Source organism: Vibrio sp. GJ43-1 (genome assembly GCF_055808835.1).
The window spans coordinates 1,941,817-1,967,735 of the sequence record NZ_CM147884.1; the positions used below are offsets into that span (position 1 = coordinate 1,941,817).

The following is a 25,919-nucleotide window of genomic DNA, read 5'->3' on the forward strand; positions in this document are numbered from 1 at the left end:
GCGCTTTTTTTATGCCGACGTTCATTTCGTGACGTGGTCACCTAATAATTGCTTACTTATTCCGCTATACACTTGCTTTTGGTAAATAAAAGCGATTTCTCAATTGCAAGTTCAAACGTTTGCGTCAATAATACCTCCCCGTTTACACGGGTTATCTATCGGAGGCACAATGCTTTACCGTCTTGCCAGAACTGGCTTTTTTCAACTTGATGCCGAAAAGGCTCATGATCTCGCTATTCAAAATTTTAAGCGCTTTACCGGCACTCCTCTTGATTTAGCTTATCGTCAACATCTCCCAAATCGACCTGTCGAATGTATGGGCTTAACGTTTAAGAATCCAGTTGGCCTTGCTGCTGGCTTGGATAAGAACGGTGAGTGTATTGAAGCATTTGGTGCGATGGGGTTTGGTTTTGTCGAAGTAGGGACGGTAACACCTCGTCCACAATCTGGTAATGATAAACCGCGACTGTTCCGTCTTGTAGAAGCGGAAGGCATTATTAACCGAATGGGTTTCAACAATTTAGGTGTTGATAACTTAGTCGAGAACGTTAAGAAGGCAAAGTATGACGGCATTATCGGCATTAATATTGGTAAGAACAAAGACACGCCAATAGAAAAAGGTGCAGAAGACTACGTTATTTGTATGGAAAAAGTGTATGAGCACGCGGGTTACATCGCAGTGAACATCTCTTCGCCTAATACTCCAGGGCTACGTTCCCTACAATATGGCGAAGCACTTGATGATCTTCTTTGTGAATTAAAAGCGAAGCAAGCTGAGCTGGCTGAGAAGCACAGCAAGTACGTACCGCTGGCGTTAAAAATTGCCCCGGATCTTAGCGATGATGAATTGCAGCAAATCTGTGACTCATTGATTAAGAATAAGATTGATGGTGTTATTGCAACGAACACCACACTAGATCGCTCTATTGTTGAAGGTATGAAGCATGCGAATGAGGCTGGTGGCTTAAGTGGTCGTCCAGTGCAATCTCGTAGTACCGAAGTGGTTCGTTTGTTAGCTAAGTATCTTGACGGTCAATTGCCGATCATCGGTGTTGGTGGTATTGACTCTTATGTTTCCGCAAAAGAAAAGTTAATGGCTGGCGCTGAATTGGTTCAAGTATATTCTGGTTTTATTTACCATGGACCAAAGCTTGTCAAAGAGATCGTAAAAAACCTGTAGGGTAAATACTGACGATATCGTTTAGATATCCATCAATATGTTCATATATTGATAGTTCTGTCCAAGTTGCAACCATTGAGAGGGGAAATAGTTTTCCCCTTTTTTTTGTTCAATCGTTTGTAGAATTAGAGTCAACTGACCAAAAAGGTAATTAAGCGTTTTACCTAACAGTCTGATTATTCTTTAATTATAAGAGACGGAACGATGCTTAAACCCAGCGATACATGGATCTGGTATATGGATGAGAATGAAAATTCTCTGATGCTGGATTTGGGAGATGAGATGGTTTTTAAAACCAATCTTTCCCGTAAACTCTTAGTTGAGTGCGCGATGGGTCAGAATAACTTCACAGTTGATGACGCGTCCGCGTTTCAAATCTATAAAGACCAAATTGCGACCCTAGATCTCTCAGAGCCGCGACAAGCAGAGCTAGCGCTATACTGCGTTGCTGCTAAGCGCTTCCATAAGCCAGTACAGCCTAAGAGTTGGTTCTTTGACCATCAAGATGTTTCCTTTCAACCTGAAGAAGGTGAATTGGTCAGATTAACCAACCAATACTCTTCTGGTTTCTTTATTGTATTGGAAGTAGGGGAAAGCGCGAGTTTATGCGCCTTAGTTGATTTGGACCCCTTTAGTCTGACGTCAAATAAGGATGTTCAGTTCGGGCAAAGCATTAAGGTGATGCATGATAGAATGGCTTCGGCTCATTCCTACATGACGTCACTACAACCAATCGCACTGGTTGGTTAGACGGCGTAATAACGCCATAAGAGAAAGCAGTGGTGCTTGTCTCAAGAACATGACAGTGTTCAAGCGATAAAAGTCGGCCTACGGGTCGATTTTTTTTGCCTACTTTTCCTCAGTATCAGCGTAATCTACATTATTCCCACTCGCTTTCTCCTATCTCTTAGAGCGTTGCTCTTACAAGATTTTGACTATCCACAAAAATTAACCAGAAATTTACGAAAAAAAATGGGCAAATACTAACCTAAAAAACGCCACTTAGTCAGCATAAGTTCCTCGTTTTTGGCTATTTGTAAGTAACTTTCATCAATAAATTCCCGTTGGTATAGTCCAGATTGGCGGTGCATAAGTAGTCACTACCGCTGGGGCGGCGGTAATCAGGCTTGATTTGAGTTCTTCTGTATTAAGTGCTGTTAAACGTATGGTGTTGGTTTTCATTGACTAAAGCTTGCGCAAATGAGCGATTATCCTGATGAAAGCCGCGAGTTTGGTTAGTGGGACGCCGCATTATCAGGTATAATTAGCACCATTTTTCCGCAGTCAGACATACACTATGAATCAATATCTTGCCGTTACTTCAAATGGGCTAGAAAACCTACTCGCTCGTGAACTTGAACAACTTGGGATTGAAAACGTTAATCCTGTTCAAGCTGGAGTGAAATTTAAAGCGACCAATGAGCAGATCTATCGTGTTTGCCTGTGGAGCCGATATGCTTCCCGCTTCGTCAAAGTCCTTGCAGAATTTACCTGCCAAGATGACATGGATTTGTACTTGTCTGCGTCTGCTGTGAATTGGGTTAATCATTTCCATAGTTCGAAGAAATTTATTGTTGACTTCAACGGGACTAACCAAGAAATTCGTAATAGCCAATATGGTGCGATGAAGGTGAAGGATGCGGTAGTGGACTGCTTTAATAAAAGAAGCCTTCCGCGCCCTAACATCAGCAAAGAAAGTCCTGATATTCGTGTCCACGTACGTCTGCATAAAGACAAAGCTATTCTCGGCCTTGATATGGTAGGGTCTGGATTACATCAGCGTGGTTACCGTACTGAAGCGGGTCGCGCACCTTTACGTGAAACCTTGGCCTCAGCAATCGTTGCTCGAAGTGGTTGGACCCAAGGTGATAACATGCTTGACCCTATGTGTGGTTCAGGTACGTTGCTTATTGAAGCGGCGATGTTAGCGGCGAATATGGCACCGAGTGTAAAGAGAAAAAGCTGGTGCTTTGAATCGCACGAAGACTTCGAACCAGAACTGTGGGCTGAGATAAAATCAGAAGCCAGTGTACAAGGTCGACGCGGTGTCAAAAAGACTGACAGCAGGTTTTGGGGCTTCGATAATGACCCTCGAGTACTACAGACAGCAAAAGATAACGCCCGTCGAGCCGGTGTCGATAGTTTGATTACGTTTGAGCTAGGCGACGCGAGCAAATTGACCAAACCTGAGGGTTTCGGAGAAGGCGTTGTTATTTGTAACCCACCTTATGGTGAGCGTCTTGGTACTGAGCCTGGTCTTATTGCCCTTTACACTGAATTCGGTAACCAACTAAAAATCGAGTTTGGTGGAAGTAAAGCGTCTATCTTCTCTAGCTCGGATGATTTGTTAAGCTGCTTACGCATGCGTGCTGATAAGCAGTTTAAGTTAAATAACGGTGCGTTACCGTGTCACCAAAAAAACTACTCAATTTCGGGTCGTTCAGCGGAGCAGCTTGCAGAGAAGCGTACCGACCAAGTTGTCGCGCCAGACTTTACCAACCGATTGAAAAAGAACTTGGCAAAAATCGCCAAATGGGCCAAACGTGAAGAACTAGATTGTTATCGTATCTATGATGCGGATCTTCCGGAGTACAACGTAGCTATCGATGTCTATCAAGACCATCTTGTTATTCAAGAATACGCTGCGCCAAAAGATATCCCTGAAGAAAAGACTAAGCGTCGTTTGACGGACATTATTCGTGCAAGCATTAACGTGACGGGTATTGAAACCAACAACGTTGTGATTAAAGTGCGAGAGAAGAAGAAGGGTTCTTCACAATATAACAAGTTGGCGGCGAAATCTGATCGCATGGAAGTGAATGAATACGGTGTGAAATTAATCGTTAATCTTCATGACTATTTAGATACGGGTTTGTTCTTAGATCATAAAATCACTCGTCGTAAGCTTGGTCAAATAGCAGCGGGCAAGGATTTCCTAAACTTGTTTGCGTACACGGGCTCTGCTTCTGTTCACGCAGCAGTAGGTGGTGCGAAGTCCACAACGACAGTCGATATGTCTAATACCTACCTTGAGTGGGCAAAAGAGAACATGCAATTGAATAAACAGGTGGGGAATCAACATCAGTTCATCCAAGCCGATTGTCTACAGTGGCTAGAAAATGCCAATAGCGATTATGATTTAATTTTCATCGATCCACCGACATTCTCGAATTCAAAACGAATGGCGCAATCATTTGATGTACAGCGTGACCACGTTATGTTGATGGAAAACTTAAAGCGTTTGCTTAGAACGGATGGCACTATAGTCTTTTCCAACAACAAGCGTTTGTTCAAGATGGATCACGATGCATTGGCAGAAATCGGCTTAGAGGCGAAGAACATCTCAGACAAGACGTTGCCACTTGATTTCTCGCGTAACAAACACATTCATAACTGCTGGCTTATTACTCACCAGAATTAAGAGAAATAATGACAAAGGAATTGATCTTATACAGCACGTGAAGGGTGCCATCTTTGTGAGATGGCATCCGAATTACTTCATCGCGTCGGGCTTTCTCAACAATTCGATATTATTGATATAGCATTTAACGATGAGCTCTTTAGCCGTTACGGGGTCACTATCCCAGTGATCTCAACTGGTTCTTCAGAACTCAATTGGCCCTTCGATATTCATCAATTAACACAATGGTTGAACCTTAATGGCATTACTTACCATTCATAATGGACAACTAGCATTCGGGGACCACCCGTTGCTAGACAAATCAGATTTTGCACTTCAAGAAAATGAACGTGTATGTTTAGTTGGCCGTAATGGTGCTTGTAAGTCGACGTTGATGAAAGTCATCGCTGGCGAAATCGTTATGGATGACGGAAAACTTCAAATCACTCAAGATGTCGTTGTTTCGCGTTTGGAGCAAGATCCACCGCGTAACCAAGAAGGAACAGTTGAAGATTATGTGGCTGAAGGGCTCGCAGAAGTGGGTCAGCAACTGAAAGCGTACCATGCATTATTGGATCTTGTCGCTCATGATCCAAGTGAAAAGAACATTAATAAGCTCGCGAAGATTCAAGACACGCTAGATGTATTAGGGGCGTGGCGTTTTGAAGACCGCATCAAAAATATTCTCGCGGCGCTAAAGCTCGATGGTGCAACATTGCTAACAGATTTATCTGGTGGCTGGCAGCGTAAAGCTGCACTTGCGCGTGCATTGGTCTGCGATCCAGATGTATTACTTCTTGATGAACCGACCAACCACCTTGATGTTGCGACGATTGAGTGGCTTGAAACATTCTTAAAAGATTTCCGTGGTTCTATCATCTTCATTTCTCACGACCGAGCGTTTATTAGCTCTATGGCGACGCGCATTGTCGATTTAGATCGCGGTCAGTTGGTCTCTTATCCTGGACGCTATGATCAGTACTTAATTGAGAAAGAAGAAGCACTGCGTGTAGAGGAAATGCAAAATGCTGAGTTTGACAAGAAGCTCGCACAAGAAGAAGTGTGGATTCGTCAGGGGATAAAGGCGCGTCGTACACGTAATGAAGGTCGAGTCCGAGCTCTGAAGAAACTTCGCGAAGAAAGAAGCGACCGACGTGAAGTACAGGGCAAGGTTAACCTGAAAGTCGACGATGGTGTTCGTTCAGGTAAGATTGTCTTCGAAGCCGAAAATCTCAGCTATGATATCGAAGGTAAGACAATCGTTAAGGACTTCTCGTTTAATATCATGAGAGGTGACCGTATCGCGTTGATTGGCCCCAATGGCTGCGGTAAGAGTACATTAATTAAGTTGTTGCTTGATAAGCTGCAACCATCTTCAGGTAAATTGAAGTGTGGTACTAAACTGGAAGTGGCGTACTTTGACCAATACCGAGAATTGCTTGATCCAGAAAAAACAGTAATCGACAACTTAGCCGATGGTAAGCAAGAAGTAACAGTGGGTGGTCGAGAACGACATGCCCTGAGCTATTTGCAAGATTTCTTGTTTGCCCCTAAGCGTGCTCGCACTCCGGTAAAAGCCTTATCTGGTGGTGAGAAAAACCGTTTGTTATTAGCGCGTATTTTCTTAAAACCCAATAACCTGTTGATTCTGGATGAGCCAACTAACGATCTTGATATCGAAACGTTAGAGTTACTCGAAGATTTACTTGGTAACTACCAAGGTACGTTGCTTCTAGTGAGTCACGATCGTCAATTTGTTGATAATACTGTGACCACGAGCTGGATTTTTGAAGGTGAAGGGGTTATTGAAGAGTTTGTTGGCGGTTATCATGATGCACAACAGCAGCGTTTACAGGTTAAAAATGCCAGACGTGAGTTAGAACCCGTAAAGACGGTCGAAAAAGCAGCGGTTGAACCTAAAAAGAGTACGAGTGCTGTGAACTCTAAACCGAAAAAGCTGTCGTATAAACTGCAAAGAGAGCTTGAAGCGCTACCAGCGCTGCTCGAGCAGTTAGAAGAAGAGTTGGGTTCATTACAAGAAGTTGTGAATAGTGCCGAATTTTTCTCAAAACCCGTTGATGAGACTCAACCAATATTAGATAAACTCTCTGCTAAAGAGCAAGAGTTGGACGTTGCTTTCGAGCGATGGGAAGAGCTAGAAGCAATGCAACAGGAAAGTTAGCCTAAATGAGTTGTACAAAATTTAAAATTTCAATGGTGGCCGCAAGCGTATTCGCTGCGACCACTGCAAATGCTGCTTTGTATCAGATTGTCGAAATAGACCCGACAGCGAGCATTAGCAGTAGTGGTATTTATGATGCGCAGTACACAGAGTTCTATGGTTCTGCGGTTCAAAAGACATCTCGAGATCTTACTGCGATGTCAATGGGGTGCTTTACCGAAAGTGACACATGCCCAGATTACATGCTTTACGGTGACTCTAGGAATGGTTCAGAAGGCTTCTCTTATCGTGATGAAGTACCGTTCAATATGGACGTCAGTTTTTATTACACAGATTGGGGACGAAATCGCGATTACTGTCGCTCTGAATTAGGATACCAAACGTGCGACCCAGCTTGGACGGACAAAATGTGGCGTAGTTTTAGTTCTTATGGTGGGCTAAGACGTGAACGTGACGCATTCCTTACCCCATCTGAGCGCGGTTGGGATGACATACCCGGTGAAGAGCATTATTACTCCAATGCTCAAGTTTTCAAAGGAACGTCAATCGCTAACAAGATCGACGTTCAACCAAAATCCGATTATAAGCCTGGGGGCATTTCTAGCCCTGAAATAAACTCAGAAAATACGGTGGTTAATTCCACAGATGGTCAAAGAACAATCGGAACTACTAGCTCTGGATACTATAAGCTTGGATCGGGTAATTTAGCTACGGCCTATCGTCAACGTGGCTACGTTTACGATGGTACAAATACCACTATGCTAAAGCCACTTGCTGATAATGGTAGTGATCAAGAGAAGCAAATTACCACTCAGATGGGTCGCACTATGGCGTGGGACTCGTTTACTGACAATACTGGTACCTACTACGTGGGTAGCGCTGCAGTAGGTCCATTTGATTACAATGATGACAATAAAAATTGGGGTGGCGACCTAAATAATTGCTTGTCAGGCGATGATCCTGCGGCAAAGCGTGAATGTCAGAACTTTGCTTTTGCGTCAAAAGCGGCTGTTTGGTCTGCTGATGGAGCTACCGTTAGCCCTATATCTGGTTGGAATAACGGTACTTCTCGTAATGTTGATAAAAAAGCGATGCAAGGTAGTGCAAGAGCGGCCGTAATCAGTGCGAACGCAACGGCATTTACCGGAAAGCCCGTTCTTGTCGGTATGAATAGCTATCAAGACGGCAGTAATGTATTTGTCGAAGCGACAGTATTTAGCCCTAACGGAAACGCGATATCCGCCGGAAATGCGTGGTCACCATCAATAGTGAGCCGCTCGCGGATTAAAGACGGCGATGATTATGTCTACACTAACTCTGTAGCGACTGATATCAATGAACAACTTGTGTTGATTGGCGAAGCAAAGCGACGCGGCGACAAACGTGAAAATGGTGCGGCTGCGAACCGAATGTTTTTGGCACAAGTTAACGATGGTGGTGGTGCATCGGCTTCATATTTTGATGAGCTGAACGGTAACAGCGGTATTTTCTTCCGTGGTGTAGGTGGTAAGACGGGCGCAATTAACAATTTCAATGAAATTGTTGGTGCAGTTGATGCTGAGCAAGCTACCGAGTTCTATGGTAAAAAGCGTCGCCAGCGCGGGTTCATATACCCGTACACCGTTGTTGATGCTAATAACCCTGATATGGTTAAGAGAAGAGACGTTTTTCAAAATAAACCTTGGTTACTGGATGATTTAACCAATGGAGGCACATTTAGTGCCGAAAACAACAAATATCGTATTATCGATGCCGCTGATATTAACGATGATGGTGTCATCGCTGCCACCGCGATTAAGTGTCCTACGGCCCAAGGTTATGACACGACCGGACACAACTCATATTGTGGTAATGGGCAGACTACTGAAAAAGTCGTCGCAGTTAAGTTGATCCCGATCTCAAATGCAAACGAACGTTCAATTACTCCGCGTGCCATTGAAGCGCCACCTAGGTAGAACGTAAGGGCGGTAGCTTAGGTTGGATGGCTATGATTTTCTTAGGCTTCTTAGGGTTACGCCGTAACAAATAGTTCGCTATAAAGAAAAGCCCGAATTTATTAGCATGTATTCGGGCTTTTTTACGTCTTGAGTTCTGCTACAAATTGAGCAATTATTATTGAGGAGTCATAAAAACTCCATCAATCTTTAATATTAGAAGGCTGGCTAGCCGCCAGTTTTGTATAGCGAGGACCGCACTATGAAGAGACAAAAGCGTGACCGTTTAGATCGAGCTCAATCGCAAGGCTATAAAGCCGGATTGAACGGTAAATCTATGGAAACTTGCCCATACCAACAAATGGATGCTAAGTCCTATTGGCTTGGTGGTTGGCGTGATGCGAGAGATGACAGACAGTCAGGGCTTTTCAAGTAGTCGGGAGCAGTTAAGTAAGTTAAAAGAAGGATCTCACATGAGGTCCTTCTTTTAACTTACTTAACGCACTATAACTAATTAGTTTGATGAAAAATAAAACGGCAATGATGCCGTTTTAAATAAACTCTGACTTAAAAAGACGAAGTGTCTTTAAACAATCCAACTTTAAGGTCTTTTGCTACGTAAATCTCTTTACCGTCCACAAGTACGCGGCCATCTGCGATACCCATGACGAGTTTACGGTTCACAACACGTTTTAGGTGCAGTTCGTACGTAACTTTTTTGGCAGTAGGAAGTACTTGGCCCTGAAATTTAAGTTCGCCAACACCTAAAGCACGGCCTTTGCCTTCGCCGCCGATCCAACCTAGGTAAAATCCAACTAGTTGCCACATTGCGTCTAAGCCTAGACAGCCAGGCATAACAGGGTCACCGATAAAGTGACAATCGAAAAACCAAAGATCTGGTGTGATATCTAGCTCAGCGACAACAAGACCTTTACCGAAATCACCTTCTGTTTCTGACATTCTGGTAACACGATCCATCATTAACATATTTGGAGCGGGTAGCTGAGGGTAGCCTTCACCAAATAGTTCACCACGGCTCGAAGCTAAAAGATCTTCACGAGTATACGAATCACGTCTGTTTTGCATTTTTAAAATCACTCCAATATTTGATATGAGCATATTAGTGAACACGTGTACGCCAAACAACTCCGACCACGACTAAACAAACCAGTTTCTTACCTTTTCTAACAAGGTTTCTGGTAGTTCAAGTTTTTCAAAGTTTTCAATGCGTTCTGCTATCTTACTTAACACGCTTTCTTCTGATTCACTTTTAAATGGTTTACCTAGCAGTAAAGGGATCACTTCCACGACATGAGACACTGCCCAGATGTGAAATTGGCCATTTTTAATGCTATTGACAACTTCTTTGCTCAACGCCAGGTGCTGAACATTTGTTTTTGGTAGAATAACGCCTTGCTTACCTGTAAAACCTTGATGTTTACAAACATTGTAAAATCCTTCGACCTTTTCATTCAGGCCGCCGACCGCCTGAACTCGGCCAAATTGATCGACCGCACTCGGTGACGGCAATCTGTTGGTCAATTGGGTATCCAGAAAGGGCGCTGACTAAAGAACACAGCTCAGCTAATGAAGCACTGTCACCGTCTACTTCACAATATGATTGTTCAAAAACAATAGAAGCAGAATAGGGCAACGGAGCATCTAAATTGAGTTCTGTGCTGACGAACGCTTGCATGATCATCATACCTTTGGCGTGAATGTTACCCCCAAGTTCGACCTTTCGTTCGACATCAGAAATATCACCATCACCAAAGTGAACCACACAGGAGATACGCGCTGGCTCGCCATAAGAGAGTGGATGGCCTGGCATATCGATAACCGTTAAGCCGTTAACTTGTCCAATTTGCTTGCCTTGAGTTTCGATGACCACTTGGCCTTCTAAAATATCATCGACAGCTCGCAGCCAGTAAATACGCCTCTCTATAGCGTTTTGCCATTATCGCAGACTCGATATGGTCTTCGTTAATAACACCAGTATCACTATAAGAAGATGCTTCTCCTAGCAAAGCCAGGTGCCAATCTAATGATAATGGCACATACTGCTTATCTTCGGTTTCTCTCGCTCCAGCTTGTAGCAAGCGCAGGTAACCCGATGAGTCAAGTGTATGGTTTGGTAAATTATCCACCATCAGTTGCTTAACAAAGCTTAGATACGGCGCAACTGATTCAATATTTAATTTATAGTCACTTTCTAGCTCAGTGTATTGCATGAATCCTGATCTAAACTCAGCTTCTAGATAATCAAACTCTGCGAGTTGCTCTCTATCACCGATAATAATCAGTTTGAATTCTGAGCTGTAGCTAGGTTGCTCAATATTGGCATTGACCTGACTCACTGGTGTCGCTTCTAATTGAGCTCCCTGTAGTAGGGCTTTGGTATTGGTCCAGCTCACTAACGTAGACAATACGGTGTTCGTTGATGTGATCAGAACACCAGAGTCAGCCTGATGAATGAGGCCCTTTTTGGACTCCACATTACCAGTGGTGACTTGATATTGGTCAAACAATGTTTCTGAGCGAACATCTGCACTAACCACAACATGCTTTCCAAGGCGGCGCAACTCGTTAGCGACAAGCTCGCGATAGGTAAGGCTGCCACCATCTTTGATCACTAGTACTTTAGAAAAACAAGCCGGAGAGACAAAGTACTGAAGCGTTTGTCGCAAACGAGGTTGTAAATCGAACAGGGATTTCCCTTCGCTGGTTGCAACGTTATCTAGAGTAGATTGAAAATCGGTGTAGAGCGGGCAGGCATCTTGCCAAAGGACTGGATTCATTATTTGAGAGCTTAGTTTAGATTTGCATGGAGTATACAACGATTTCACGACTAAAGTTAGTCAATAGCACGTAAATCAACGAGATTTGATTCTCACTTTGAATGGACAATTGTTGAGATTGTAAAGAAGGTGGGTTACGCTGTCACTCTAACCAATGTAGAGGCAATTTTTAATGAAATACCAACAACTTGAAAATCTAGAGTGTGGTTGGAAGTGGCAATACTTGTCAAAAAAACACCGAGATGGAGAAAACATCACTCGGTATGTCGATACGAGTGAGATAGAGCAGGCTATTTCACAACTAAAAGCCATTGAATACGAGCCTACATTGGTCTTAGATTGGATCAGTGAACATATGTCATTGGAAGTCGACAATAAACTCAAGCAAGCCATCCGCGCAAAAAGAAAACGTCATTATAACGCAGAACAGGTGCACACGAAGAAAAAGTCGATTGATTTGGACTATCGAGTCTGGGAGAAACTGTCATATCGAGCAAATGAATTGGGATGCACGCTATCAGAGGCGATTGAATATCTACTGAGTGAAGCGTCACGAAGTGAAAAAGCGACTAAAACGGTCAGTAGCTTAAAACAAGATTTGAGTAAACTGCTCGGTGATGATTAACAAGGAAGGAGACGTAAATGCTATATGTAATTTTGATCGGCGCTGTATTAGTATTTTGGTTAGTCGCGATTGATCGCCCAGTACTTACCGTGCAAGTTACTGATGGTAAAATCACGAATATTAAAGGGCATATTCCACCTTCATTTAGCCATAACCTTAAAGATATCGCTGAAAGGGATAATATTTCTGGTACTTTGAAGGTATATCAAACTCGTTCTGGAATGACGCTAAAATTCTCTAAAGAGATTAATAAGAAAAGCCAGCAAAAAATACGTAATGTATTCCCGTTCCAAAGTTTTAAATCTAAAGGGCGTAAGAAGTCTAGGTAGCAGCTAGGCTGCTACCATCTTTATTTCTGCATTAGCCTTGTGCTGCAATTTCTCTTTCATCCCATATCTTCATTAGGGTGCGGCGCGCATCTGAATCAAGCATTTGTATCCTTCTGCATGTCCAGTTTTCAGCTACATAGTCCGCCATTTCAAGCGAAATAGGGTTGTTTTCAGTTAGGTAGGTATCTAGCGCTGTCTCTGCTTCTAAGAGAGAAAGCCCCTCAGTATCCCATTTTTTAATACGGGTGTAACTTGTTTCAAACCACATTAAAGGCAGTGTCATAGAATGCTCCATTTCTATTTATTTAAATAGTGTTATTTCCTGTTAGTTAGAGTAATGAATTTTTAATTTGTGTAAAGGGGTAAGGTTAAAAATAGCGAATAAAAATTTATAAATAACAATCACCATTCTCACATTTAATTTATTTCTTCTAAGGTATTTGTATAGTCTATTGAATTATCATTGGTTCGCCACTCTTACATTTATTTGATTTATATTGATCGCTTTAGCCTTATTTATCGGGCGTGTAAATAGTATTGATCTAGCTTCTTAATGGCATCTGTGTTTTAGTTGTATCTTATATTTACCTTGCAGATATAGTACGAGTGAAGCTAGAGGTCATTAATTAAATCGTTGGAATGTTGATTAGATAACGACCATCTGAGTAGATAAGTCTACCACAAAGGACAACACCCTAATGCACTATAACTATTTGTCTTTGGATAAAATAGTCCATCCGAATAAGGACTTTATATGAGAGCAATCACAACGTGGTAATCTTCAAACTCTTTCAATGAATAGCTGCTTGCCAAGATGTTGCCACACCATGTCGATTATGGACGTTGGTCGTTATTACTCAGAAAGTGATGTTCTTAAAGGGGGCCTACTGGTATGAGCAAACCTGGAACTCATTGAAACGAAAGTGAAGTTGGACAGCAAAGCAACAAAGTAGGATAGGGCGCGAGTCACTTCAAACCCTGACTGTTAACGGTTTTCACACCAAGCATGACCGTTTAAGCTAAATACATCCTTTGGCAACTTTTGCTTGCTGCCTATGGGATAAAAGCCGAACTCTTTGATAGGGTTCGGCTTTTTTGTACCCCCCATTATGAGATCAACATCAGTTAGACTGAATTATTATTGCACGCCAACTACCGAAAATTGATCTATATCAATACTTTCACTTCGCACTTCACATTTAATCATTCAATATATTGATGTGCAATTGCATGATTAGCACTATATGTGGCATCTATACTTAAAGAAGGGAGCGATATGCAAGATTACGCATGGTTGATTGGCATGATAATCGGGGCGACATCGGGTTACGTTATGGCTTACGTAAATCAAAAAGGTAAGAATCGGGCTTTACGTCAAGATATACAAGACATAGAACAACAAAAGCAAAAAATAATCTCAGAGTCGCTAAAGATTTAGAGGCACTAAAAAGGGACCACACCTTAGAGATAGAGCATCGTAGGTTTCAATATCAAGACATGCGAGATATGTACGCTAAATTTTGTAGCGAATTAGATACATATCAACTGAGAGAGAAAAAGCTACTCGACGAAAAAATTCAACCTGCAATATTTACATACTTCAAAAATGTAAGTGATGGAAACGATCTTGTGGATGCTTCAGCGTGTCTATTCAAAGAAATAATGTTGATAACTACAGACTTAACTGATGCTTTTACGCAATTAAAAAATCAGTCTAATCAATTGCGGTTAAGCTCTTCAAGTGAGACAGAGTCTCTTATAGATGAACTCTTGAACAACATGAAAACTACAAATGAACGCACGAGTTCATTAGTCCATGCTTTAACAAGTGCCAGTGGCAATTTATCGACTAAAGCAGAGAAAGACTATTCACAGCAGTTTAATCAACTGAATCATGAAAATATCACTATAAGAAATAAGCTAATAGTTCAAATGAAACGTGATTTACAAACATTTTAGGAATCAAGTATGACCATAGAAAGAATAATATTGTCATTTATTGTTGGAGCTTTGCTCTTGGTTATAAGTGCCTCATATAAAAAAGCATTACGACAACGAGAAATTGCAGTTAGGTTAAAGGCATATCTTTACTATTACTATCGACTAGTTCATGAAAATTATGAATATTGTCATATCTTCGAGAAGGGAGTTCAATGGAATAAAGAGGCTAATGACCTAGTCAGAAAAGGGTGTACAGGTGCAGAACTTATTGAACTAGAAAACCGTGTAAAAAAAGATGTAACTAGCATTAAAGACTCTATACTATCTGGTGATTCTGACATTCCCTTTGAAAAGGATAAATTTATCCGACAACTTGGACGAAGACCAGAAGAGTTAGTCGACCACATTTTAGACTCTGTTCGTCAATCTTCCCAAAATGTTATTGATGCTAAGACATATATTAGTGATGAAGATGCTAGTGTCTTAGGAAGATACAAAGCCCAAACGATTATTGAGCTAAAGTTGGAAATTGTTAGCTTGATGCAAGGGTTCGGCTACTTGGTATCATGTGCGTGTGCAAATATCGACGAGTTTGATGCTCAATCAGAGGAGAACTTAGAGAGAATAACTAAACTAATCTGGTTATGCGTCAAAATTTCAAAGAAAATTGATATGCTAAATTATCAAGCAGACGAACGTATTAATAGAAAACTAATAGTAGCAACACGAGATAATTTCTTTGGGAAAGAAACCTAGTAATGTTGGTAATAATAGAATATGCGGGGAAACCTACTTATATTTAGTAGGAACCCAAGGCGCCGCGTTCATGCGGCGCCCACCTCGAAACGGCAGCACATTCTCTTTAGCCGGATAGAACGTTACACTGTCTATGTGACAGTGTAACTCAATCAATTGCTGATACTCATCACGCCAATGCCCAAAAGACTCCAATTCCTTGGGACTGAATTCACGTCCGGTGGGCGTAATCAACACAGCCCGAGATTCATCAACCCGAAAACCACGCCAACGCATGTCATTGGGTAAATAGCCAAGTGATTTTACGATGAGCAGCTTTTCAGCCATGGGATTGATCGCAACAGTGCCATCAAGCCAGCGACGAACGGTGGCAACATTAACGTGAAAAAACTCAGCGCCTTGACGAACGGATGAAAACTCACGCCAGTAAAGCGTTTTGAATGACTCATAAAACATGAAGTGCCTCACAAATTTGAAGGGAGACGAAATTATTTTTTTCGCCCAATTTGCGGCTGTTAGAAGTGTATGTACCGAACGCTGCATAATGTGCAGCAGTGATGGAAGTAAGCCACTGGGATTGTATGAGTCGCCAAGGGTGTGAAAAGATAAATGTGGAATTTTTTCGAGAGCATATCAACAACTTATAATCAGAGGTTGATAAGAATTCACGCTAGGAATGCAGATGTTAAATTTAGATACAGTAGTGCGTATTATCCGACCTTAAGTTAAATAGTGTTGACTAAGTACATAATTAGGAAGTTTGGTGGTTTTATGCGGTTTACTTACAATAAGTTAGGTACTTACCAAAAACATAAAACTCTGCGGATTTTTGAAGATTTGACCGTGGAAAGTGTAGCAAAAATTTGTTTTAAATCTGTGACTACGGTCGAGAAATGGAAAAGCAGTGGTTGTATCCCTCCAGAGTATAAAAGACTCGTCAGATTGTACCGTAAGAGGGAACTTTCGGATGAAGAAAAGTGGGATGGATTTTACATGGTAGGAGACCGCCTGTGCTTGCCTACAGGCCAGTTGGTGCAACCTCAGCAAATCATATTAGCGATGGCGTTACTTGAGCTAGGAGCGCATCCTGACATTAAAGTTAGCAGCAAGATAGCGAGGATTGCGAGGAAGTTGAACGAACTCCGTTCCAAGCCTTAAAGACATAATCGAAAGAGTGGGTGGTGAGTGCAACTATCATTGGCGATATTGATAGTTGCATAAACTGACAGGTATCTAACGTGACAGTGTCGCGTATTAATGTGCTTTTCAATAAAGAAAGGTATAAAGATGAGATACTTAAGTATTACGGATAACTACATTTTTAGGCAAATGAAGTGTGGGGTTTCGCCTGAGATGACGGCAAAATTATGCTTCAAAACCTTAAAGGATGTTCAAGCGTGGGATAAGGGGGAACCGATACCACCTGAGTGTAGACGCTTAATCAGGATGTACGCAAATCGAGAACTTGGGATTGGTGATTCATGGGAAGGTTTTGAAATGGTCGGGGAGAAGTTGCACTTACCAACTGGCCAGATGGTAAGTGCACAGCAAATTTTAACTGGTATAGCGTTAATCGAGATAGGTTCGGAACTTGAAATTAAAACTACAAACAAGCTTCTTAAACTGTCGAGAGCGATTGCTAAAATAAAAGATTACTAATCTTGGAACGCTTGCTGCAACCTAACGATTATGTGTTGTTACCTTCAATGTTTTGTTTTCATCACTATAAAAATCTCCAACGCAGTATGAACTGTTATTTAGAGAGTTATCAATCATAGATGTAGTGAAGATCACCTGATGCGGAACAGATATGTTAGATGACACCCTAATTATTTCATGTTGAAATGTGTGACTTCTTTCTGGCTCCATCCCTTTATCTTCTATGTTATCCATTAACAAAAATCGTGGGTATAAGAATGTCTCATCAGAACAAGAAGCTTCGAATAATGCCAATCTAAACGCATTTTTCAAATAGACCATCGAACTAGCAGAAAAAAGCACTCGGTCGTCGACTGAAACGCGGTCCTCTCCAAAGTCAAATTCGATGCTTTCTGCTTCCTTAAACGCTTCTTCGTGGTTCAAATCAGCATGAATGATAGCCATCGCGTTATCGGATATCATTTGTTTCTTACGTCTCATGCCCCAAGAGAGTTTAGCCTCAAGACGCTGAACTTTGTCCTTTAGCTCATTGTATTCAGTTTGAATTGAGTCGCGTTGCTCATACAACTCATACAAATTACTAAACTTAAGCTTAGAGCTTGCTAGCTGTTGTATTTCTTTGGAGAGTTCACCTATTTGAATTAGCGTTTCCCTAGTCGCTTGATTGATCTCCCGCATAGGTTCTTCCATCACTCTCAAAAGCGACTTTTGCTGAATCAATGTCGTGTTGTGCATCTCAAGCTCACTTTCGATTTCAACCAAATCTTTTTGTCTAGATTCAATCATGAAATTGGACTCAGCGAGTTGAAACTCGATTTCCTTTCTTATTTTGAACGTTGGGTCAAATGCCTCTTCGTTTGCTAACTCATCGACTCCGCAAAGTCCGCAATGAGACGCAAGTGCAGGTTTAGTAGGGGAGAAACATGAAGGGCAATATTTGAAACCTATATTAGATAACGCGTCAATCGTACGAGATGAGTCAGCCAATGCTGTCAATCGACCCAATAACGATTTTACGAATCTTTCGGAATCAGTGAGCTCGAAACTTGTAGCCAGGCGTCTACTCTCAAGCTCTTTAATTTTGGTTCTTAAGGAAGTAATAGTACGCCGGAGGTCATTTGTTCTATTACTATCTTCAATTTCATCTTTATAGGTCGATGCCTTAAGTTGTTGCTCTAGAAGTTCAAGTTCTACGTTTTTTTGGAATATCTGACCTTCAAATTCTTGTGCTGTATGTATTTCTTGGCCGAAAAATCGGTGTAGTGTTTTTATATCATCTACAATTTTTGTAAGGTCTTTGTCCAACTTATGCAACCGAACACGAAACTCATAAAGACTGATGTCGGACAAACCGATCAAAAGCTCTCCAATTGCTTTACGCTTGTTGGCAGTATCAAAACGATCAAATTTGAAGAGTCTATCTAAAGATGTCATCTGATCAACGTACATTAGTCGGAGTAATTGATGGAGCGTTAAGCTGTTAGAAGGGTCAGACTTCGTGTAAGGAATACCGAGTTCTTTGAAAAGAATTTGGTAAAAACTGCTCTTTTTCTCAGTCGCTGAGTAAGGGTATCGTAACCAATTAATTATAGGAGCTAACTTTGAATCTTCGTAGGTGCCAGCAATGATATCCATTCCTGTTTTTGACGACTCACGTATCTCGCGTCTTAATGTAAAGACGCTTCCACTTAGGGAAACTTCAACATATGTGTGACTGCAAGAAGCTGCTTCTTCCTTCCACTTCGTTAGCTCCCCACCCAGAGAATAAAAAATAAAATCAGCGATAGTAGACTTACCAGAACTGTTCTTACCTCTAATTATATTGACGCCATGATGGAATTTTTCATCGTAGGCAACACTACTACCACTGGTGACTACCAATCTATTTATTATTATATAAGGTTTATACTGCGTCATATCGATATTCCATAAGTCCTGTTTTGTACTTTAACCCTTTGTCTCCATAAAGTTCACACTTCATAAATATACTTACTAACGCTTTATAGTAACTTTTGGATGTGAACGTATTATTGTTCATTAACTCACTTATAGCGCTATCATCTAAACCTGATGAGCCGGATATCAGACCTTCTTTGTCGATATTAACTATTTCTTTTGAACGGAGTATGTCCAGCGCTTGGGATTGAAAGTCACCCATCTCAGAAAATAGTATTCTTTTACTTGGTAACGATTCATACGGGATTTCGAAGGTTTGTGCGTCTTTCTTTAATTTTGCTATCCCCGCCATTCTGGGCATGGTTGTATTGGCCATTAAATGAGGAAATGAAAAATAAAAATCTATCATTTTCATTCTTTCAATCTCTATTGATTTACCATCAAGAATCTTAAGAATCGACAACAATCTGAACATACAATGAAAAATGTCATTTTTGTGGTGATAAGTAATCATGTTAATCCCAATCTATATGACAGTTTCCTGTCAATAGGTATAGTAGCCCATATAATTCGTCTATATCTATATATAAGCTAGAGCCCTGGACGTTGTGAAAAAATGGGTCAATGATATGCTCTGTCACAAGGTCATCGATTTCATAATTTTCGAACTTGCCAGATTTAATTCGTCCTTCTATTCGATGCTTAAAAGTGGTTCGTATATTTGCAAGAAGGTACGTATAAACATCTTGAGCTGACTTATACAGAGCAAACTGATTGATTTTTTTAGTGACTTTTTCTTTAGACGCAATGGCGGTTTTTATGAGGTATTCTCTATCACCATCGTTAAGTTTTTCTCTTAAGTCTCGCAAGTTTTCTACATGCTTAGTTCTGAAAAAATTATTCAACTCTTCGGTGAAGCAGTCGTAGTTTGGGTCAGACTTTTTTCTTCTTCATGTTCTTGAAGCAAACGCCGTAGAACAAGATCCTCACGATAAATTACAGCGCTATTGTAAAAATGATTGTGAGTACTTTTATCATCACGGCCTATGACCTTATCCGCCGTGATTTGTTTTTGTACAACTCGGTTTTTTTCAAACATTTTGATTACTTTTTATCTCTACCAATTACATCACCACCTGCAATTATGTCTTTTTGAGTCACCTTGTTTGAAGATGAAAGTTTCTTCTTGAACATCACGCCTACTACAGCTATCCCTAGACCAGAAAATAACCATTGGTAGTTAGCTTCTATAAACTGCATTACCATATCAAACATAAATTTAACCTCATCTATCGAGTTTCACAAAATGCCGTCGCAAAGTGAAAAAGCCTTTAATTCCAAGTATATAATCTGGAGCTTATGATGAACTGATTGCATAGAGACTTCAACAAATTCTATTTGGATTTAAGACAATCAGCAAAATAGTTATGTATTTTTTTTCAAAATTTGTCTTGAACGATGATAAATAGTCGAATTTACCCCCGTAATACAGGTACGGGGGTTTGACGCTTCCGCGCTCGCTTCAATCGCAATCAAAAGCCTTTTCTCTATCGTTGCTCCTTCTTTGGGTTGCTGTTGCTTAACTCGCCGTTTTCGTTTCAGCTCTCTGCAAGGCTGGCTTTGCAGGAAGGTAGGGGTTTTGCGTCTTCTTCATGGGGAGCTTTGGTTTCGGGCGGGTTGGGGCAGTCATGCCCAATTTTTTGATCGGTGGGCGCCCTTATCCCTGTCGGGCCACTCACGTTAGTTTAGGAACTTAAGCTTGTTGAGCTGGCGCTTGTTGTGAGTTTGTCATTTTTTGACGTACTGGTATGTCATCACATGACATACTCCAATTCTTCGTCTCACATCACTCGGCCTCCGCTCAGCGTCGCTCCGTTCGAGTGCTGTTCAACTCGTAATTGTGGCATTGGTTCAAATGATACGTTTTGTGTCTGATAATAGAGTTGGATGGTTTGCGAGTTTCTTCAAACGTGCGCTTTTAACATTTCACACACCAGATAGTGCAAGGTTATGCTGATTACATCCTTTGGCAACTTTTGCTTGCTGCCCTTGGAAGTGAGAAAGCCGGACTCTGTATAGAGTTCGGCTTTTTTGCGTTTGCTGACGCGCGGATTTGGTTTGGTGCTGATGGTTGGCTGTTGTTCCGCTTGTCGGCTCATTCTGGAATGCAGCAATGCTTTGCTTCAATCCAGAACGAGCTTGATTTCAGAACAAGCTCACAACGGTATTCTTGCCTTCTAGCTCTACGTTGTGGTCGATGAAGTGTTGTGGCTCTCCGTTCTTGAGTAGAATGAATAGCCGTTGCTCTAAATACGTACCGACCACAAAGTGGTCTTTGGGAATGTTGTACGTGGGCTTGTCTGCTTCGAGGTCTTCGCATAGCGCTGCTATGTTCGCGAGCTTGACCTTAGGCAATCCTATTAAGTTTCCTGCTTCAATAAAGCCGCCAAAAGGGGCGCTGTGTGTACTGCCACTTTTGAGCAAGGCGTTGATGTTGCCGTCTTCTCGTTTGCTTGAATCTAGCGCACCGTGTTCGTTGATGCGGTCAATCCGGTAGTTTGACCGTACCTGTATAGACCTAAACATACGTCACCTTAAAATACTGTATGTATATACAGTTTATTTCAATCCCCGTGTTTTTGTCCACTTTTGTCGTTACAACTTGAGATTCTCCAGTGCGTTGTTGAAGGTGGTTATCTTGGATTTTAGTTGCCTCAGCTCTGCGTAGAGTGTCTGTATTTCTTTGCTTTGGCGCTCACTCAGTTCGTTGTATTTGATTGCAGCGTATCCCGCTTTAATCAATGCGCCTGACATGGTGGTTTGCTTGGTGAGTGTCTTTATTTGGTCGAGCATGTCTTGGTGTTGCTCGGTGTCTCTTATGGTAATTGCCATCATTCTTCCTTAATACTCGATGCGTGCCAGGGACAGTTTTGATTGCAGATTTGTCTCGAGTGTTCCTGGCTAAATGGATGCTTTGCTATCTATATGGTGCTGATAGGTAATAGGCTCTGTGCTTCATCAAGTTGGTTGGGTTGCGGCTCTGGTGTCGGCTCAGCTTGAGCGGTTTCTATGTTGTGTTGGGTAGGCCGACTATCACAGGCGACGAGTTTGGTATGGGACTGATAAGTGATGTTCACTAGGCAGTAGTCGAGCACGTCGAACGTGTAGCCGATTTGTTCAAGCAGGGCATCATTCACATAGCCTTCAGTCCCATCGGGATAGACTTGTTTGAACAGCACTGTGGTGTAGACGTTGGGCGCATCCACTCGGACAACAACGGATGAGACGTAGAGGTGTTGCACTGGATACGGCCAAACATTGGCTGGCGATTCTATGTCGCCATGATTAAACCTCGGCTTATCATTCGGAGCGTTATCGATATCGCTATGAACAGGCTGATACGTATCATTAGGTATCGAATCAGACTCGTTAGCTTGGGAACTAGGCGACGCATTAACTTGAGTAGTGGTTTGAGTGGTGTCAGTAGTATCAGGCAGGGCTTGAGTAGTTTGCTCAGTCGATAAGCTATCGTTATCACCACGAGTGAGAATGTCATAAACGGATACTCCTAATCCTATGAATGAGGCAATTGTGATAAGCAAGATGCCAATGATTTTGATGGAGAGAAATGGGTTACTGGCCGCGCCGGATTTGGTGGTTTTTCCGGTGACGGTTGACTTGTAAAGCAGGTGAACGGCAATGGGTACTTTTTGGGTTGTGGTGTAGTCGTCTTTTGCAGGTTTAACGCTGGTTGATTTTGGATCATGTTCAAACAGTCTTGGCTTACGTTTAGTGAAGAATACCGAGTCTTTGCTTTTGTGGTGTATCGCCAGCTCAGCACAGCCGCGAACGTCCATTGGAATGTTCTTAATCTCAGGCGTAACAAAGGTGATGTCCCAATTGAAGTGACGATGACGAGACATACTTTCTTCAAAGGTAGGTGGTAGACGTATCAGGCCGTTGTCATCTAACAGTGTTTCGCCTAAATCATCGGTATCGATGTCGTCTTCATTGGGACGATAGCTTTCAAGGTTACGTCGGTAGAAATCGGGATACCATGCAGGAAGATGATCCAAAAAAGGATCAATACCTTGGAATTGGTTCTTGGCCATGTCAAAGCCAACGGTTTTATTGAAGATGTTCTGCATTTCATCAATGAGGATGAACGCGCCCATTGGCATCCAGTTATAGAAGTTTTGCCACATGTTGCGGCCTTTCTCGGTGAGCGAGTAAACCTTGATGATTTGTGCTGATGGGGGGAAGCGTTCACCGAGTCTGGATTCAATTTCGTTAACCGTGGCAATGCCTTGAATGTTGGTCACGACAATGCGACCAGAGCGAAGCGCAGGTAGTAAGTCATACCAGACCGCTGTTGCGGTTTTGTAGGAGCCGTTGCCACCGTGACGAATAATGATAGCCATGATTACATCCCCATAAAATCCATGACAAAGCGTGTCGTCATGGCTTCAACAATGCGCGTGATGCCTGCCCCAATCCCGTAAGCGCCAATGATGTTTCGATGCTCAGCGCTTAGGTTGGCAAAAGCATCGTTAAGTAGAGAATCAAAGCTTAAGTTCTGTAGCATGGAGACGGCGACACCATAAGAAAATTCTAAGGCTTCGAGCTTTAACTTGAGTGAAATCATGACGCAGTATTCAATGACGTAAGCAAAGAAGCTTTCTAGCATGGTGGGTGCATGGTGAAAGAACTCGCTAACGTAATCGAAGGTATCGAACACGTAAGTGAGCATGCCGTTTTCTTCTTCAGGCGTGGCGGCCAGTGAGAAAGTAGAGTAGGTGAGCACCATTAAAACAAGCGCGATTTTCATGAGTTATTTCCTCCTTAAAACAATAGAAAAGGCGATTAAGGCTGACATGGCTAAAATCGCCCCTGATATCAGTCCAGCGTTATCATTCCAATAGGTGTTTTTCACCTGAACGCTCCGGCCTGCTTGGGTTAATGAGAGTTCTGGGTTGTTGATTTGCCCTGACGATGGGAGTGACGTGGTCACGGATAACTCACTTGAGAACTGTTTAAACTTGGCTTTGATTTGATCGCGTAGGTCTTGGGAATCTGTTTTCAATTGTGTAATCGCCTCCGGTGATAGCACATCCGCTAACGGGCTTTTATCATCAATGGTTGGTAACTTTCCAAAGGGCTGTTTAGCCTGGCAATCGATGTGATTTGAGTTGAGTTCACAAAACTCTGTCCCCAATAAATCATTCGCAGTGCCAAGGCCGCTATTAATGGCATCGAGTATCAATCCAGTATTATCGGCTGTGGTTTCATTTGCACCTAAGATTCCGGTGTTGTAGTTGTCATTGCTCTCATTACCTTGGTCGATAAGATCTCCAAGGTGGTTAAGCTGTTCAAGCGTTTGCTGATTAGTTTTGTTTAAATCCCGAATGGCCTGAGTGGTTTCGTTTTGGGCTTCGACTTGTACGCCGCTGTTATCAGGGTTGGGGTTTACGCCGCCCGGTGTTTCCGGTTTGGCATCGGGTGTGTCACAGAGCCAAGGCGCTTCCGGTGGCGCTTTACATCCGTGGTCTTTGTCGTCAGGCTCCGGTGATTCGCAGAGTTCTGGTTGGCGGTCACAAAGGGATTCATTTGGCGTTCCTGAGCCACCGCCATTACCGCCAGAGCCATTGTTGTTGCCATCGCCGTTATCTGTTGGTGGTTCTGTTGGCGGAGGTAATTGGCAGTTTTCAGTTGCAGGATTACAAATAGGCGTTTCGTCGGTGTTATCACCGCAGTTTACGAAGCAACCGTTTGATGGGTAGTCGCAGTTGTTAGTGTAATCAAATCCTGTGTCGGTATTAGTGCAGGAATAAGAGAAATTGGTGTCAAAATAATTGGTGTCAGGATTACCTGTTTGGCAAGCATATTGATCAGCTTGAATCGCTTTTTGTGTCTCTTCATCGGAACATGATGGAGTGGCATTATCAGTGCAACGACCGTCAGAAGTTTCAATAGGGTGAGTAACAGGACAGCCGTACTCAATTGCATTCTCTATCCTGACTTCTTTGTTGTTATATTTATTGTTGCCGTTTTTAACAAAATAGAATCTGCACAGCAAATGTCTGTATGGGGGCGTATGATAACGGATTAGAGCGTCGTAAAACATCCATCCTGAGTCCGGTTGAAATTGGTCATCAAAGTATGAGCAGTTCTTAGCAAAAGCTGTTTGATCGGCAGATATGTCAAATGGATGACCACCGATATTATTAGATTTATCTACAACACCAGAAAAAGCAGAAAAAGCAGAAAATAAAAGGGCGAAGATTAATATCAATCTCATAGTGAAACAAAAGACGCTATTAAGCGCCTTTTCTCCTAAGTTCAGTTTGGTTTAGTGTGACTGTATCCCCGATACAAACCCGTAAATAAAGGCCATCGAGGAGGAGATTCCAAAGATGATTTCGGGCTGTATCGAGTACACGTTATCGACCGAGCCACTTCACCAATAGACCCGCACCAAAGCCAACAGCCGCAACGGAAATCACACCAAGCACCACGGCAGTAACGTTGGTTTGTGATTCGCTCACGGCTGTGCCAATTTCTGCTGTGTAATCGACGGCGAACGCGTTAACCGATACGAACGCAGAAGTAGCAAGGGCAAGTAGTTGTTTTTTCATAATCAATTTCCTTATAGAGTGTGTTTTTGAGGTTTAGACTTTTCCCATCCATCGAACGACACGGCCTGTACCGTGACCAATGAGGAATGAGAGAAGTAGGTATCCCGATACTTCGAGATAGAGTTCTTGGTCAAAAGATTGCACCGCCATCACGTCAACAGGCTCAAGTAAGACGTGACCTTTACAAGTCATGATGGTGTCTTGGGTGAGTTGTCCGTTAACTAGGCACTGCATGACTAAGCCTTAAGGGACTGTTGGAAATGCTTTTTGATTTCCTCATCCACTGGAATCAGTTCGGTCACAATGGCACCAGCCAAAGGATCAAGTGGGTTGATTTCAAGTCGCAGTTCATACTCACGACGAGGAACCAACGCGCCCGTTTTTTCGAGTTTGAGCGCGTATTGGTAGTCAACGGCTAACACTTGATCCCATTTTTCGTTGACGTCACCAGACTCACCAATGGTGCGACGCTTGTACTTGTCGGTGTTAATTTCACGCAGTGGACGCGAGATATTCAGTTGAGCGCTGTCACCGCGAAATGAGTTCCAAACGATGTCCATGCCTAATACAAAAACTGTAGCCAT

At 42.3% G+C, this 25,919-nt stretch carries 29 protein-coding genes and 3 pseudogenes; 14 read left to right on the plus strand and 18 right to left on the minus strand.

The genetic code is table 11. The features are described from left to right. Nucleotides 1-169: 169 nt before the first annotated feature. The 8 genes and pseudogenes from pyrD (at nucleotide 170) to rmf (ending at nucleotide 9,132) form a co-directional block, all read left to right on the plus strand. Nucleotides 170-1,180, plus strand: coding sequence for a quinone-dependent dihydroorotate dehydrogenase (gene pyrD, locus AC0L66_RS09380; protein WP_265672868.1), 1,011 nt, complete (start codon nucleotides 170-172; stop codon nucleotides 1,178-1,180). A gap of 204 nt (nucleotides 1,181-1,384) precedes the next feature. Beyond that, nucleotides 1,385-1,930, plus strand: a complete 546-nt coding sequence (locus tag AC0L66_RS09385; RefSeq protein WP_473567044.1) for a cell division protein ZapC — start codon at nucleotides 1,385-1,387, stop codon at nucleotides 1,928-1,930. Between the two features lie 547 nt (nucleotides 1,931-2,477). After that, nucleotides 2,478-4,601, plus strand: coding sequence for a bifunctional 23S rRNA (guanine(2069)-N(7))-methyltransferase RlmK/23S rRNA (guanine(2445)-N(2))-methyltransferase RlmL (rlmKL, locus tag AC0L66_RS09390; protein WP_473567045.1), 2,124 nt, complete (start codon nucleotides 2,478-2,480; stop codon nucleotides 4,599-4,601). 8 nt (nucleotides 4,602-4,609) lie between these two features. Beyond that, nucleotides 4,610-4,862: pseudogene (locus AC0L66_RS09395) on the plus strand (glutaredoxin family protein). Next, complete coding sequence (locus AC0L66_RS09400) at nucleotides 4,840-6,762, plus strand: ABC transporter ATP-binding protein (RefSeq protein ID WP_473567047.1); 1,923 nt, start codon at nucleotides 4,840-4,842, stop codon at nucleotides 6,760-6,762. Before AC0L66_RS09395 ends, AC0L66_RS09400 begins: the two are co-directional and overlap by 23 nt. A 5-nt stretch (nucleotides 6,763-6,767) precedes the next feature. Further along, nucleotides 6,768-8,717, plus strand: coding sequence for a DUF3466 family protein (locus tag AC0L66_RS09405; RefSeq protein ID WP_473567048.1), 1,950 nt, complete (start codon nucleotides 6,768-6,770; stop codon nucleotides 8,715-8,717). An 11-nt stretch (nucleotides 8,718-8,728) separates the two neighbouring features. Then, nucleotides 8,729-8,791, plus strand: a pseudogene (locus AC0L66_RS09410) (GlyGly-CTERM sorting domain-containing protein); the annotation flags it as partial. A 167-nt stretch (nucleotides 8,792-8,958) separates the two neighbouring features. Next, nucleotides 8,959-9,132: a ribosome modulation factor gene (gene rmf, locus AC0L66_RS09415; protein ID WP_250619036.1), complete on the plus strand. Its 174-nt coding sequence runs from the start codon at nucleotides 8,959-8,961 to the stop codon at nucleotides 9,130-9,132. 131 nt (nucleotides 9,133-9,263) lie between these two features. On the opposite strand, the gene fabA is transcribed toward rmf, so the two are convergent. Together fabA and AC0L66_RS09425 are read right to left on the minus strand one after the other, a co-directional pair. Beyond that, entirely contained in the window at nucleotides 9,264-9,782 is a 519-nt protein-coding gene (gene fabA / locus AC0L66_RS09420) for a bifunctional 3-hydroxydecanoyl-ACP dehydratase/trans-2-decenoyl-ACP isomerase (protein ID WP_265672862.1), read from the minus strand. A gap of 72 nt (nucleotides 9,783-9,854) precedes the next feature. After that, nucleotides 9,855-11,494 (minus strand): annotated as a pseudogene (locus tag AC0L66_RS09425) (S16 family serine protease). 172 nt (nucleotides 11,495-11,666) lie between these two features. Here AC0L66_RS09425 and matP point away from each other — a divergent pair. Together matP and AC0L66_RS09435 are read left to right on the plus strand one after the other, a co-directional pair. Further along, nucleotides 11,667-12,119: a macrodomain Ter protein MatP gene (gene matP / locus AC0L66_RS09430; RefSeq protein ID WP_265672860.1), complete on the plus strand. Its 453-nt coding sequence runs from the start codon at nucleotides 11,667-11,669 to the stop codon at nucleotides 12,117-12,119. Nucleotides 12,120-12,136: 17 nt separating this feature from the next. After that, on the plus strand, nucleotides 12,137-12,448 hold the full coding sequence (locus AC0L66_RS09435; RefSeq protein WP_265672859.1) for a DUF3634 family protein: 312 nt from the start codon (nucleotides 12,137-12,139) through the stop codon (nucleotides 12,446-12,448). Nucleotides 12,449-12,479: 31 nt separating this feature from the next. Here AC0L66_RS09435 and AC0L66_RS09440 read toward each other — a convergent pair whose 3' ends face one another. Next, nucleotides 12,480-12,731, minus strand: coding sequence for a hypothetical protein (locus AC0L66_RS09440; protein ID WP_265672858.1), 252 nt, complete (start codon nucleotides 12,729-12,731; stop codon nucleotides 12,480-12,482). Between the two features lie 963 nt (nucleotides 12,732-13,694). Between AC0L66_RS09440 and AC0L66_RS09445 the strand changes: the two genes are divergently transcribed. The 3 genes from AC0L66_RS09445 to AC0L66_RS09455 all read left to right on the plus strand — a co-directional run bounded on the left by AC0L66_RS09445 (nucleotide 13,695) and on the right by AC0L66_RS09455 (nucleotide 15,145). Beyond that, entirely contained in the window at nucleotides 13,695-13,886 is a 192-nt protein-coding gene (locus AC0L66_RS09445) for a hypothetical protein (protein WP_473567049.1), read from the plus strand. Between the two features lie 68 nt (nucleotides 13,887-13,954). Further along, nucleotides 13,955-14,407 (plus strand): hypothetical protein, encoded by a 453-nt coding sequence (locus AC0L66_RS09450; protein WP_473567051.1) that lies wholly within the window; start codon nucleotides 13,955-13,957, stop codon nucleotides 14,405-14,407. Nucleotides 14,408-14,416: 9 nt separating this feature from the next. Further along, a complete protein-coding gene (locus AC0L66_RS09455) occupies nucleotides 14,417-15,145 on the plus strand; it encodes a hypothetical protein (protein WP_473567053.1) in 729 nt (242 codons plus the stop codon). A 33-nt stretch (nucleotides 15,146-15,178) separates the two neighbouring features. Here AC0L66_RS09455 and AC0L66_RS09460 read toward each other — a convergent pair whose 3' ends face one another. Then, complete coding sequence (locus tag AC0L66_RS09460; protein ID WP_473567055.1) at nucleotides 15,179-15,601, minus strand: phage protein; 423 nt, start codon at nucleotides 15,599-15,601, stop codon at nucleotides 15,179-15,181. A gap of 831 nt (nucleotides 15,602-16,432) precedes the next feature. On the opposite strand from AC0L66_RS09460, the gene AC0L66_RS09465 reads away from it, so the two are divergent. Then, nucleotides 16,433-16,804 (plus strand): regulator, encoded by a 372-nt coding sequence (locus AC0L66_RS09465; protein WP_473567057.1) that lies wholly within the window; start codon nucleotides 16,433-16,435, stop codon nucleotides 16,802-16,804. Nucleotides 16,805-16,825: 21 nt separating this feature from the next. Here the strand turns inward: AC0L66_RS09465 and AC0L66_RS09470 are convergent, their stop codons facing one another. From AC0L66_RS09470 to AC0L66_RS09535, 14 genes are all read right to left on the minus strand, one after another. After that, nucleotides 16,826-18,721, minus strand: coding sequence for an AAA family ATPase (locus tag AC0L66_RS09470; RefSeq protein WP_473567059.1), 1,896 nt, complete (start codon nucleotides 18,719-18,721; stop codon nucleotides 16,826-16,828). Further along, nucleotides 18,708-19,214 (minus strand): ABC-three component system middle component 5, encoded by a 507-nt coding sequence (locus tag AC0L66_RS09475; protein WP_473567060.1) that lies wholly within the window; start codon nucleotides 19,212-19,214, stop codon nucleotides 18,708-18,710. Before AC0L66_RS09475 ends, AC0L66_RS09470 begins: the two co-directional genes overlap by 14 nt. A 1-nt stretch (nucleotide 19,215) precedes the next feature. Then, nucleotides 19,216-19,569, minus strand: coding sequence for an ABC-three component system protein (locus AC0L66_RS09480; protein WP_473567061.1), 354 nt, complete (start codon nucleotides 19,567-19,569; stop codon nucleotides 19,216-19,218). A 32-nt stretch (nucleotides 19,570-19,601) separates the two neighbouring features. After that, entirely contained in the window at nucleotides 19,602-19,799 is a 198-nt protein-coding gene (locus AC0L66_RS09485) for a hypothetical protein (protein ID WP_473567063.1), read from the minus strand. A gap of 5 nt (nucleotides 19,800-19,804) precedes the next feature. Beyond that, entirely contained in the window at nucleotides 19,805-19,975 is a 171-nt protein-coding gene (locus AC0L66_RS09490; RefSeq protein WP_473567065.1) for a hypothetical protein, read from the minus strand. Between the two features lie 711 nt (nucleotides 19,976-20,686). Continuing rightward, entirely contained in the window at nucleotides 20,687-20,887 is a 201-nt protein-coding gene (locus AC0L66_RS09495) for a hypothetical protein (RefSeq protein ID WP_473567067.1), read from the minus strand. 18 nt (nucleotides 20,888-20,905) lie between these two features. Next, nucleotides 20,906-21,286 (minus strand): hypothetical protein, encoded by a 381-nt coding sequence (locus AC0L66_RS09500; protein WP_473567069.1) that lies wholly within the window; start codon nucleotides 21,284-21,286, stop codon nucleotides 20,906-20,908. 69 nt (nucleotides 21,287-21,355) lie between these two features. Next, nucleotides 21,356-21,595 carry a hypothetical protein gene (locus tag AC0L66_RS09505; protein ID WP_473567071.1) on the minus strand — a complete coding sequence of 80 codons (240 nt, stop codon included), beginning with the start codon at nucleotides 21,593-21,595 and terminating at the stop codon, nucleotides 21,356-21,358. 86 nt (nucleotides 21,596-21,681) lie between these two features. Further along, complete coding sequence (locus tag AC0L66_RS09510) at nucleotides 21,682-23,121, minus strand: zonular occludens toxin domain-containing protein (protein ID WP_473567073.1); 1,440 nt, start codon at nucleotides 23,119-23,121, stop codon at nucleotides 21,682-21,684. 2 nt (nucleotides 23,122-23,123) lie between these two features. After that, nucleotides 23,124-23,528 (minus strand): DUF2523 family protein, encoded by a 405-nt coding sequence (locus AC0L66_RS09515; protein WP_473567075.1) that lies wholly within the window; start codon nucleotides 23,526-23,528, stop codon nucleotides 23,124-23,126. Between the two features lie 3 nt (nucleotides 23,529-23,531). Further along, nucleotides 23,532-24,998: a hypothetical protein gene (locus tag AC0L66_RS09520; RefSeq protein WP_473567076.1), complete on the minus strand. Its 1,467-nt coding sequence runs from the start codon at nucleotides 24,996-24,998 to the stop codon at nucleotides 23,532-23,534. Between the two features lie 142 nt (nucleotides 24,999-25,140). Further along, nucleotides 25,141-25,335: a hypothetical protein gene (locus AC0L66_RS09525; protein ID WP_265674381.1), complete on the minus strand. Its 195-nt coding sequence runs from the start codon at nucleotides 25,333-25,335 to the stop codon at nucleotides 25,141-25,143. A gap of 33 nt (nucleotides 25,336-25,368) precedes the next feature. Further along, nucleotides 25,369-25,569 carry a hypothetical protein gene (locus tag AC0L66_RS09530; RefSeq protein ID WP_265674380.1) on the minus strand — a complete coding sequence of 67 codons (201 nt, stop codon included), beginning with the start codon at nucleotides 25,567-25,569 and terminating at the stop codon, nucleotides 25,369-25,371. Between the two features lie 2 nt (nucleotides 25,570-25,571). Beyond that, nucleotides 25,572-25,919, minus strand: coding sequence for a DUF1293 family protein (locus tag AC0L66_RS09535; protein WP_428751186.1), 348 nt, complete (start codon nucleotides 25,917-25,919; stop codon nucleotides 25,572-25,574).

Excerpts from the sequence above, each read along its gene's own strand:
- AC0L66_RS09510 (WP_473567073.1), bottom strand. The coding sequence starts at position 23,121 with ATGGCTATCATTATTCGTCACGGTGGCAACGGCTCCTACAAAACCGCA.
- AC0L66_RS09525 (WP_265674381.1), bottom strand. The coding sequence starts at position 25,335 with ATGAAAAAACAACTACTTGCCCTTGCTACTTCTGCGTTCGTATCGGTT.
- AC0L66_RS09490 (WP_473567065.1), bottom strand. The coding sequence starts at position 19,975 with ATGTTTGATATGGTAATGCAGTTTATAGAAGCTAACTACCAATGGTTA.
- AC0L66_RS09505 (WP_473567071.1), bottom strand. The coding sequence starts at position 21,595 with ATGATGGCAATTACCATAAGAGACACCGAGCAACACCAAGACATGCTC.
- fabA (WP_265672862.1), bottom strand. The coding sequence starts at position 9,782 with ATGCAAAACAGACGTGATTCGTATACTCGTGAAGATCTTTTAGCTTCG.
- AC0L66_RS09385 (WP_473567044.1), top strand. The coding sequence starts at position 1,385 with ATGCTTAAACCCAGCGATACATGGATCTGGTATATGGATGAGAATGAA.
- AC0L66_RS09405 (WP_473567048.1), top strand. The coding sequence starts at position 6,768 with ATGAGTTGTACAAAATTTAAAATTTCAATGGTGGCCGCAAGCGTATTC.
- AC0L66_RS09515 (WP_473567075.1), bottom strand. The coding sequence starts at position 23,528 with ATGAAAATCGCGCTTGTTTTAATGGTGCTCACCTACTCTACTTTCTCA.
- AC0L66_RS09460 (WP_473567055.1), bottom strand. The coding sequence starts at position 15,601 with ATGTTTTATGAGTCATTCAAAACGCTTTACTGGCGTGAGTTTTCATCC.
- rlmKL (WP_473567045.1), top strand. The coding sequence starts at position 2,478 with ATGAATCAATATCTTGCCGTTACTTCAAATGGGCTAGAAAACCTACTC.
- rmf (WP_250619036.1), top strand. The coding sequence starts at position 8,959 with ATGAAGAGACAAAAGCGTGACCGTTTAGATCGAGCTCAATCGCAAGGC.
- pyrD (WP_265672868.1), top strand. The coding sequence starts at position 170 with ATGCTTTACCGTCTTGCCAGAACTGGCTTTTTTCAACTTGATGCCGAA.
- AC0L66_RS09440 (WP_265672858.1), bottom strand. The coding sequence starts at position 12,731 with ATGACACTGCCTTTAATGTGGTTTGAAACAAGTTACACCCGTATTAAA.
- AC0L66_RS09520 (WP_473567076.1), bottom strand. The coding sequence starts at position 24,998 with ATGAGATTGATATTAATCTTCGCCCTTTTATTTTCTGCTTTTTCTGCT.
- matP (WP_265672860.1), top strand. The coding sequence starts at position 11,667 with ATGAAATACCAACAACTTGAAAATCTAGAGTGTGGTTGGAAGTGGCAA.
- AC0L66_RS09485 (WP_473567063.1), bottom strand. The coding sequence starts at position 19,799 with ATGTTTGAAAAAAACCGAGTTGTACAAAAACAAATCACGGCGGATAAG.
- AC0L66_RS09470 (WP_473567059.1), bottom strand. The coding sequence starts at position 18,721 with ATGACGCAGTATAAACCTTATATAATAATAAATAGATTGGTAGTCACC.
- AC0L66_RS09535 (WP_428751186.1), bottom strand. The coding sequence starts at position 25,919 with ATGGCTACAGTTTTTGTATTAGGCATGGACATCGTTTGGAACTCATTT.
- AC0L66_RS09400 (WP_473567047.1), top strand. The coding sequence starts at position 4,840 with ATGGCATTACTTACCATTCATAATGGACAACTAGCATTCGGGGACCAC.
- AC0L66_RS09500 (WP_473567069.1), bottom strand. The coding sequence starts at position 21,286 with ATGTTTAGGTCTATACAGGTACGGTCAAACTACCGGATTGACCGCATC.
- AC0L66_RS09435 (WP_265672859.1), top strand. The coding sequence starts at position 12,137 with ATGCTATATGTAATTTTGATCGGCGCTGTATTAGTATTTTGGTTAGTC.
- AC0L66_RS09475 (WP_473567060.1), bottom strand. The coding sequence starts at position 19,214 with ATGATTACTTATCACCACAAAAATGACATTTTTCATTGTATGTTCAGA.
- AC0L66_RS09465 (WP_473567057.1), top strand. The coding sequence starts at position 16,433 with ATGAGATACTTAAGTATTACGGATAACTACATTTTTAGGCAAATGAAG.
- AC0L66_RS09450 (WP_473567051.1), top strand. The coding sequence starts at position 13,955 with ATGTACGCTAAATTTTGTAGCGAATTAGATACATATCAACTGAGAGAG.
- AC0L66_RS09455 (WP_473567053.1), top strand. The coding sequence starts at position 14,417 with ATGACCATAGAAAGAATAATATTGTCATTTATTGTTGGAGCTTTGCTC.
- AC0L66_RS09530 (WP_265674380.1), bottom strand. The coding sequence starts at position 25,569 with ATGCAGTGCCTAGTTAACGGACAACTCACCCAAGACACCATCATGACT.